The 3,024-nt window shown below is 67.0% G+C and carries 1 protein-coding gene and 3 pseudogenes; 1 reads left to right on the top strand and 3 read right to left on the bottom strand.

Going from position 1 to position 3,024, the window contains the following annotated elements; genetic code table 11:
• Positions 1–118, top strand: a pseudogene (locus WA944_RS00455) (alkane 1-monooxygenase); the annotation flags it as partial.
• On the opposite strand, the gene WA944_RS00450 reads toward WA944_RS00455, so the two are convergent.
• The 3 genes and pseudogenes from WA944_RS00450 to WA944_RS00440 all read right to left on the bottom strand — a co-directional run.
• Positions 98–955, bottom strand: a complete 858-nt coding sequence (locus WA944_RS00450) for an SDR family NAD(P)-dependent oxidoreductase (RefSeq protein WP_526369604.1) — start codon at positions 953–955, stop codon at positions 98–100. The pseudogene WA944_RS00455 and the gene WA944_RS00450 overlap by 21 nt on opposite strands.
• Before the next feature lie 58 nt (positions 956–1,013).
• Positions 1,014–2,196 (bottom strand): annotated as a pseudogene (locus WA944_RS00445) (PE-PPE domain-containing protein).
• 700 nt (positions 2,197–2,896) lie between these two features.
• Positions 2,897–3,024: pseudogene (locus WA944_RS00440) on the bottom strand (thioesterase); the annotation flags it as partial.

Below are 3,024 nucleotides of genomic sequence, written 5' to 3'. Positions count from 1 at the left end.
CCCACCGTTGTGGCGGCGGGTGATGGATAGGCGGGTACTGGCCCATTACGGCGGCGACATCCGACGGGCTGCGTTGAGCCCGGGGAAGGCGCGGCGGTTAGCGAAGCGGTACGCCTGACTGCACCTGTCGGGTACGGCGCAGCGCGGCCCCGGCGGTCCGCATCGACAGTGCCGGCGACAGCCGCTCCAGGTACCACAGCGCTTTCCACCACCGCGGCACGACGATGATCGCCTGATTGCGCCGGACGGCGCGCAGCGCGCGCTCGGCGAAGTCAACCGGGTCCATGGGCCGCAGAGCCTCACCCAGTTTAAGCTGGTCCTCGCGGCTGACCGACTTGTTGCGGCCGTATTCGCCGCCGGACAGGATCGGGGTGCGGACCACCCCGGGACACAGCACCGACACCTTCACGCCATGGGTGGCGGCCTCCACGCGCATGGTCTTGGACAGAGCGACGACGGCATGCTTGGTCGCGGAGTAACCGCCCTGTGCCGACGTGGTGATCAAGCCGGCCATGGAGGCGGTGTTGACGATGTGACCACTGCCCTGGGAGATCATGATCGGGTAGGCAGCTGCGACCCCGTGGACAACTCCGCGCAGGTTCACGTCGATGATGTCGTTCCAGTCATCGAGCGTCAGGGTATCGACCTCGCCACCGATGCCGATGCCGGCGTTGTTGAACAGGTAGTCGATGCGCCCGGATGTCTGCACCGTCGAACGGACGGCCTGCTCGAACGCCGCGGGATCCCGGACGTCCAGTTCGACCGCGTGCACCCCGGCGCCGCTGCCGCCGAGCCGTTCAGCGAGTTGGCCTGCGACCTCGAACTGGCGGTCGGCGATCCACACCGTCGCACCAGCGTTCACCAGTTGTGATGACAGGGCGGCGCCGATCCCGGAGGCGCCACCGGTGATGAACGCGACTTTTCCGGCCAGGGCGGACTTGTCGTTGGTTGCCACCCGGGAAGGATAGCCGTCGGACACCCCCGACGGTGTTGGTAGTCGGTGTGGGTCTGCGTCAGGAGGAACTGCTGTCGGGGTCCTTGTCGGACTTGTCATCCGAGTCGCCGGCATCGCTGTCTCCGGTATCGCCGCTCGAGTCGCTGCCGGCGGTATCGGCGCGGTCTCCCGCCGTCGTCTTCTTTGTGCCGTTGAGCGGCGCGCGGTGCTTGGGGCCCGCGGGCTTGTCGGATTCGGCGGACCCGTCACCGGTCTCACCGTCGGCGTCCTCGGCGTCCTCGGCGTCCTCGTCCGTTTCGCCGGGCTGTTCGGTGTCGGTGGGCTCGGTGTCGGCGTCGGTCCCGCCGGCCTCGGCGGTCGGTTCCTCGGAGACGGGCGCCTCGTCCGCCTCGTCCGTCTCGCCAGTGCTCACCGCAGCTCCGGCACCGCCGGAGACCTCGGAAGGCTCCGCTCCCCCATCGGGGCCGTCGGCGACGTCCTGGCCGCCCGCGGCGGCGGCTTCCTCGGTGCCGAGCGTCAGCGACGTGACGGCAGCGGCCGACGATTCGTCGGAGAGAGACCGCAGCGCATCGGAGCCCTGCTCGCCCTGGGGTGCCGCCGGCAGGTAGGGCCGGGAGTATGCGCTGTCGATGATGGCACGTAAGGGGTCTTCCCACTGGTCGGCCAGCTCATCGAGACCGAGGTCGCGCAGCGGCTGCAGCAGAGGCAGATACTCAGTGGGGACGAAGACATACGTGGTCCTCGGACCAGACATAGTTGTCGGGGTCGTCGAGATCCACGTCCCGGTAGTTCATGTGGATGATGTTGAACGCGGCCAGAGCGTTTGCCGTCGCGAGCAGGTTGAACGGGTTGGTCGGGAAGTCGGCGATCGGGTCGTACTCGCGTGCAACGTCGATCACGGCGTAGCGGGTCGGCGGCGCCGTGATCACGTCCCCCAGGTTCCAGGTGCTGGCCCCGCCGTACTTGCGGGTTCCGTTACCGATGAGCAGGAACGACAGATCCTCCGCGGCGACGTCGCTGTCTTCTGCCCGTTCGGTCAGCCAAGCCGTCGCTATTCGTGCGCCGCCGCTGAACGCATACACGATCTTCGGGCCGTCGGCATCATTGATGGCGTAGTCGAGGTTCACGAGGTTCTCGTTGACGCCGATCTCGTACGTCGTGGTGCTGATGATCCACCAGTACAGAACTTCCTGACAGTTCCTCGGGGCAGCGCAGCCGGAGCCCTGAAGGTACTGAGGCATGTCCCACGGGGCCGGTCCATGGGTCAGGACGGTCGCAGGAGTTACGGGTGTCAGCCCGGCAGCCACAGCGGATGCACTGCCGCCGAGCGCAATCGGCAACGTGGCGAATGGCAACGCCGCCGCGGCGAGAGCCCCCTTCAGTACCTGCTTCACGTGCTCTCTCCTCATGTCACGCGGGAATCCCTGGCCCGATATGTGTCGTCGGGCGAGGCGGTCCCGTCGCCACTTCGAGACACGCTGCGTCGCGAGCGGACACGCCACTTGCGGCGAACCGGCCTACGGATAGGCCGGCCGCTTGGCTGGCAGTTGTGGTGCGCACTCGTACACAGCATTGCTCGGGGGAGTGATCCGAGTACTGCAGGTTCCCCGACCCGAGGCACATTACCTCAGGTTTGCTCGGCTGGCATGTCCGAACAGCAAACACTCGATGGCCGAAACCCCGGTCATTTGAGACGGATGGCTCGTCGTGGCTATCAAGATCGACCACCGCAGCTGCGAAGGTGGTAGCGGTCGGAGGCCTGGCGTGGTGCTGATCGTTGCGAGCTGGACGCCGAATCCTGTTGGCGCAACGGTTTTTCCCTCGCCGGCACGTCCCGGCCCACGCGGCGCTTCTCGAGCGTCGGCGAGGCCGACTGCGCTGGACGTCAGAGCCGCTGACCTGTGCCGGAACCTGTGAAGCAGGTAGTTTGCCCCGCAGACGGTCTTTGTCCGGCGAGACCATCTTGCAGACCTCGTCGGCCAGCGCCGGCAAACTGGTGAACGACGCGAAGTCCTGCTTGCCTCGCTGCCCCGGGTACTGCACGGCCACCCGCTTGATGTCGGTGGTGA

Source organism: Mycobacterium sp. (assembly GCF_049683355.1).
In the GTDB taxonomy this organism is placed as follows: Bacteria; Actinomycetota; Actinomycetes; order Mycobacteriales; family Mycobacteriaceae; genus Mycobacterium.
Note: the sequence above shows the minus strand (reverse complement) of the source record. Positions and strands in the feature narration are given on the sequence as shown.